Source organism: Wolbachia endosymbiont of Drosophila bocki (genome assembly GCF_028982005.1).
GTDB lineage: Bacteria > Pseudomonadota > Alphaproteobacteria > Rickettsiales > Anaplasmataceae > Wolbachia > Wolbachia pipientis.
Map to the genome: position 1 here is coordinate 1 of NZ_JAPQLG010000179.1, position 4,741 is coordinate 4,741.

Annotated in this window: 8 protein-coding genes; all 8 read right to left on the reverse strand. The window is 36.8% G+C overall.

All coding sequences use genetic code 11. The features are described from left to right. On the reverse strand, positions 1-841 hold an 841-nt coding region (locus OZD61_RS04195; RefSeq protein ID WP_274979969.1), incomplete at its 3' end, for a proton-conducting transporter transmembrane domain-containing protein. Positions 842-910: 69 nt separating this feature from the next. After that, a complete protein-coding gene (locus OZD61_RS04200; RefSeq protein WP_182320719.1) occupies positions 911-1,165 on the reverse strand; it encodes a hypothetical protein in 255 nt (84 codons plus the stop codon). A gap of 11 nt (positions 1,166-1,176) precedes the next feature. Then, entirely contained in the window at positions 1,177-1,548 is a 372-nt protein-coding gene (locus OZD61_RS04205; RefSeq protein WP_182320717.1) for a holo-[acyl-carrier-protein] synthase, read from the reverse strand. Continuing rightward, positions 1,545-2,813 carry a proline--tRNA ligase gene (gene proS / locus OZD61_RS04210; RefSeq protein WP_274979970.1) on the reverse strand — a complete coding sequence of 423 codons (1,269 nt, stop codon included), beginning with the start codon at positions 2,811-2,813 and terminating at the stop codon, positions 1,545-1,547. The genes OZD61_RS04205 and proS overlap by 4 nt, the downstream gene beginning before the upstream one ends. Before the next feature lie 525 nt (positions 2,814-3,338). Next, entirely contained in the window at positions 3,339-3,461 is a 123-nt protein-coding gene (locus OZD61_RS04215; RefSeq protein ID WP_255324038.1) for a hypothetical protein, read from the reverse strand. After that, positions 3,458-4,105 (reverse strand): hypothetical protein, encoded by a 648-nt coding sequence (locus OZD61_RS04220; protein ID WP_274979971.1) that lies wholly within the window; start codon positions 4,103-4,105, stop codon positions 3,458-3,460. Before OZD61_RS04220 ends, OZD61_RS04215 begins: the two co-directional genes overlap by 4 nt. A 55-nt stretch (positions 4,106-4,160) precedes the next feature. Then, a complete protein-coding gene (locus tag OZD61_RS04225; protein WP_274979972.1) occupies positions 4,161-4,331 on the reverse strand; it encodes a hypothetical protein in 171 nt (56 codons plus the stop codon). Between the two features lie 128 nt (positions 4,332-4,459). Then, positions 4,460-4,639, reverse strand: a complete 180-nt coding sequence (locus OZD61_RS04230) for a hypothetical protein (protein WP_274979973.1) — start codon at positions 4,637-4,639, stop codon at positions 4,460-4,462. Positions 4,640-4,741: the final 102 nt, after the last annotated feature.

Below are 4,741 nucleotides of genomic sequence, written 5' to 3' on the forward strand. Positions count from 1 at the left end.
TGTTATCGACGCCAAAAGTGTATAATATAACTTTTATGATGATGAAAACTCCGGATTTCACAACAGCAGCAGCATGCAGTAGTGCACTCACAGGAGTTGGTGCAACCATTGCTTTTGGTAACCAAAAATGCATTGGCATTAATGCAGCTTTTCCTATTCCGTAAATTAGCATAGCAAAACACACTGCAATAAAAGTGATGAGTGAAGTATCAGATTTGAATATTCCACCACTTACAAAGTCTAAAGTATGAAATTCATTATATAAAAGGCCTATTGCAGGAAAAAATAATACCAAAGAAGAGAAAAATAGCACGCCAAAGTAATGGCGTCCTGCAATCATTGATTCATTTGTTGAGTTGTAAGTAACCAGAGGGTATGTACTAATAGTTAGAAGCTCATAAAAGACAAATGTAGTGAGCAAATCTCCAGAAAAAGCAATAAACATTGCACAGCTAATCGATATTGAAAAAAAGCATAGAAAACTTGAGTGATTGCTATCAGCATAGTTATTCTGCATATAACATATTGCATATATACTGGTTAGTATCCATAAAAACGATATCAATAAACTGAATATTACTCCGGTAGACTCTAGCTTTAAACTAATGTGCAAATTATTACCAAAATCCATGAGGATAAATTGAGAATGATCACCATACACCCAATATAAAGTGCACAGACACGTATACGCAAATAGAAGTAGAGAAGAAGTGACAGTAATACTATTGTTCACTCTGGGCCATTTACCAGTAAAAAAAATAGCTAACGCACTTAAAAGTGGAATCAACGCAGTAATTAATAAATAATTCTCAGTAATAAAAAATGGTAAGGAAAGATACATTAACATTAAATTTTTTGTTTAGGTAAAGTTAGAATCATACTCAAATCATAGAAAAACCGCTATGTTTTTTTAGTTATTTGTGTATGCTATAGCTATACTGCGGTTCATTCCACAACTGTACGAACATTTGTTTTTGTTAAACACAACAAAGATGTCATCCCAGTCTGGGATCCAGGAAAGTTTGCTTGTGAGCAAGCAAACTAGCATAGAAAAACGTTTTCGATGAGATTGCAGAAACCAGTGTCTGGGCACTGGAATGACACCATTTGCTGTGCAGTTTACCTTTAAAAATGAATGTTCATACAGTAAGCCATAAGATGACAAAAGAGTAAACTTTATCTGTGTGAGCTATAGACACAAATTATAACAAATGCAGTAGCGTAATCTCCATCGTCACTCAGAGAAAGATGAATTTTGGAGATAAAATCCTTGCTAACGGTAAGATATGGCTTGCCTCTTACATCATTGTATATTTCTATATCTTTCATTATAATACCCTGACCACTACCTCGTGCTTTAACAAAAGCCTCCTTTGCTGCAAAGCGTTTAGCAAAATACCTTGCTCGCATTTCTTGACTATTATACTTTCTACTTAGCTCTATTTCTTTTTCAGTGTAGATTCTATTGAGAAATTTTTCCCCGTATTTTTGTAATATCCTCGATACTCTTGGTATATATACTATGTCAGTGCCGATACCGTGTATCATTTTGTGCTAAAGTGATTTATTGCTTCTTCAATCTGCATTTCCTTTACCTCTCCAGTTGCTCTATTTTTTACTTCAACTATCTTTTCATCTATTGCCTTTTTTCCGACAATTATTTGCCACGGCAAGCCTATCAGATCCATTCTAGAAAATTTTACTCCTACACTCCCTTCCGTATCATCGTAAAGCACTTCATCGCTTTTCAAAGCTTTATATATTTTATCTGCAGCCTCCGTTACTTTCGGTTGTAAATTGATTAAACCAATTCTGAAAGGAGCTACCGATTCTGGCCAGATAATTCCTTTATCATCATGAAAAGCTTCTATTATTGCACCAACAAGTCTTGAAACCCCAATGCCATACGAACCCATATGTATATTGACATTTTTTCCATCTTGAGAAGTAACACTTGCCTTCATAGGCTTCGAATATTTATCACCAAAATAAAAAATATGCCCTATTTCAATACCCTTACTAACATTTAACTGTTCTTGTGATACAGGGCAAGTCTCAGGATCATGCATATCATCTGCAACTGCATATATACTCTTTAAACTTTCAATATCTTCACTCTCTAGTAGTTCAGAAAATTTATTGTCATAATATAAAGTGCTCTCACCAGTGTTTGCCAATATATGAAACTCGTGGCTCAAATTTCCTCCAATTGGCCCCGTATCAGCTCGAACTCCAATTGGAGTAAATCCCATGCGTTTGAAGATTTTTATGTAAGTTTTGTACATCAAATTATATGAATTCAGTGCACCTTCGTAATCTACATCAAAACTGTATGCATCCTTCATCAAAAATTCCCTGCCCCTCATAACACCATAACGTGGTCTTACCTCATCACGGAATTTCCATTGAATTTGGTATAAACAAAGTGGCAAATCTTTGTAACTTTTTACCACATCTCTAATTAAATCAGTTGCTATCTCCTCATGCGTTGGACCAAAAAGCATATCTTCCTCATGCCTATCCTTTATGCGTAGCATTTCCTTACCGTAATCATCGTAACGCCCTGATTCTCGCCAAAGACTTGCTGGTTGCACACAAGGCATTAATGCTTCAATAGCACCGGATTTGTTCATTTCATCTCTGATAATATCTTCAATATTCTTAAGCACTAAGAGACCAAGTGGTAACCACGTATAGATGCCAGATGCTATCTGCTTTATTAAACCTGCACGCAAAGAATATTGATGGGAGATAATTTTAGCATGGGCAGGCTTTTCCTTTAGAGTTGGCAGGTAATATTTGGATAAACGCATATAATAGATCTGATTGTATTAAGTAATCTTAATACAATCAGACCTGTAGGTAAACTTATTTTGAAAAGGAAGGAAAGTGCATGGCTGACCATTTCATAATTATCATAGTCCTTGTACAACATTTTCCTTTTGGCATCGCAACGCTTTTCCACCAAACTGTGCTATGCGATCCTCAACAGAAAGAGTAGGTGAATCTTGCACCTCATTATCCACTGAGTCAACATTATTTACTTGTGGTGAATCAACACACGAACTTGGCGGTACCGGTGACTCCTCTGTTTCTTGTTCAGGATGTATCGGAGATGTGGCTCTAGATCCTATACCACTGTCAAGACCCCCGCTTCCTTCTTCCTTGCTTGATGGGGAATTTGTGTGTTTTGTCTGCTCCTCTTTTTCCTGCTATATCTCTTTTTGTTTGTCTTTGCTTTCATCTGCAGTCCAATCTGAATCGCTAATAGAATCAGAATGCTCACTTTCACTATCTGAGAATTGCATGACTGCTACTCTTTCCTTAAGTCTCTTTGTCTAATCTGAATCATTATCATCCGACTTCTTTCTCTCTGCTTGCTCCCTATCTATTCTTGCAGCAAATTCTTCTGGTGTTTCTTTTTTGTCAGTGCCCCCACTACTTTCTAATTTTGCTTTCAATTCATTTGTAAAATTTTGTCGCTGCCCACTCCTTTTGACGTAGTACCTCCTCCTATCTGTTCAAACAGAGTAGAATGATTATTATTCTCAGGTTCACCAGCCTTCTTCGGTGCATCATTCTTAGGTTGCTCCGTATGCTTGGAAGCTGTAAAAAAATGCGGAGGCGGAGGTGGTAGTGCAGCATCTTGTTGCAATGGAGGGGGTGGCGGCGGTGGTACACTGACACTTGGATTTGGTTGTGTTCCAAACGTTACTGGAGGTGATTGAGGAGTAGGTACATTTGATTTATTCTCCAGATTAGCACAATTTTTACACACAAATTTTTGTGGTTCTTGAGATGGAGTATGGCCGAATTTCTGTCCATTAAGACCTACTTCTTTCTTATTATCATCTCTAGAAATAGCCAGTTTAACAAGATATGTCACTGAAATAAGTGCAACAACCGTAGAAACAGCAAAAATTGCTAAAGGAACTGCTGCAATAGAACCAGAAACTGCTATAATAACATAAGGAAGATATTGACCAGATATGAAACTAAATATAGATAATAATGAAACAGCAATTAAAGGTTTCCATATAGTCTGCTTAGTTTTAGTAAGCTCCCGACTATCTTCTAGCAATGAAGAACTATTGGATATCATCATTTCTTTGCCTCACTTGTTAACGATAATTTAATAATAACCCGATTAATAATTTCTGTCAATAATTAATTGTGAAAAACAAAGTTGCAATTTGAATAGATAAGCTATAAGTAATATACGACCAGCAATAGCCATACAATAGACTTCTTGTATAACCCACACTAAGTAGAAAAAAGGTGTCATCCAAGTAGCTGACACTGCTCTCCTTTGTCATTCCAGTGCTTGACACTGGAATGACACCGAAGGGGCTACTGCCGTCTTGGATGGAAACCAGTGTCAGAACTAGTTAACCATGGGGCTTCTTTTGCCTTTTTTTCCATTTGGTAAATTTCTTAAATATTTATGGCTAACATGAAGCTAAGTACGAACTTTGTTAAACATAACAAATGGTGCCATTCCAGTTTTCCATATAATCTCATCGAAAATGTTGTAACCACTTTCTGTGCTAGTTTGCTTGCTTACAAGCAAACTTTCCTGGATCCCAGTGTCTGGGCACTGGGATGACATCATAGGGACACTGGGATTACACCCTGACAATCGTCATCCAGCTACTTGTTAGCGGCTAAGAACCTGTTTAAAATCTTCGTAATAGGAGAGAAATGAAGGAAAGGACAATCATTTGCAAGCTGGTGTTGAGTT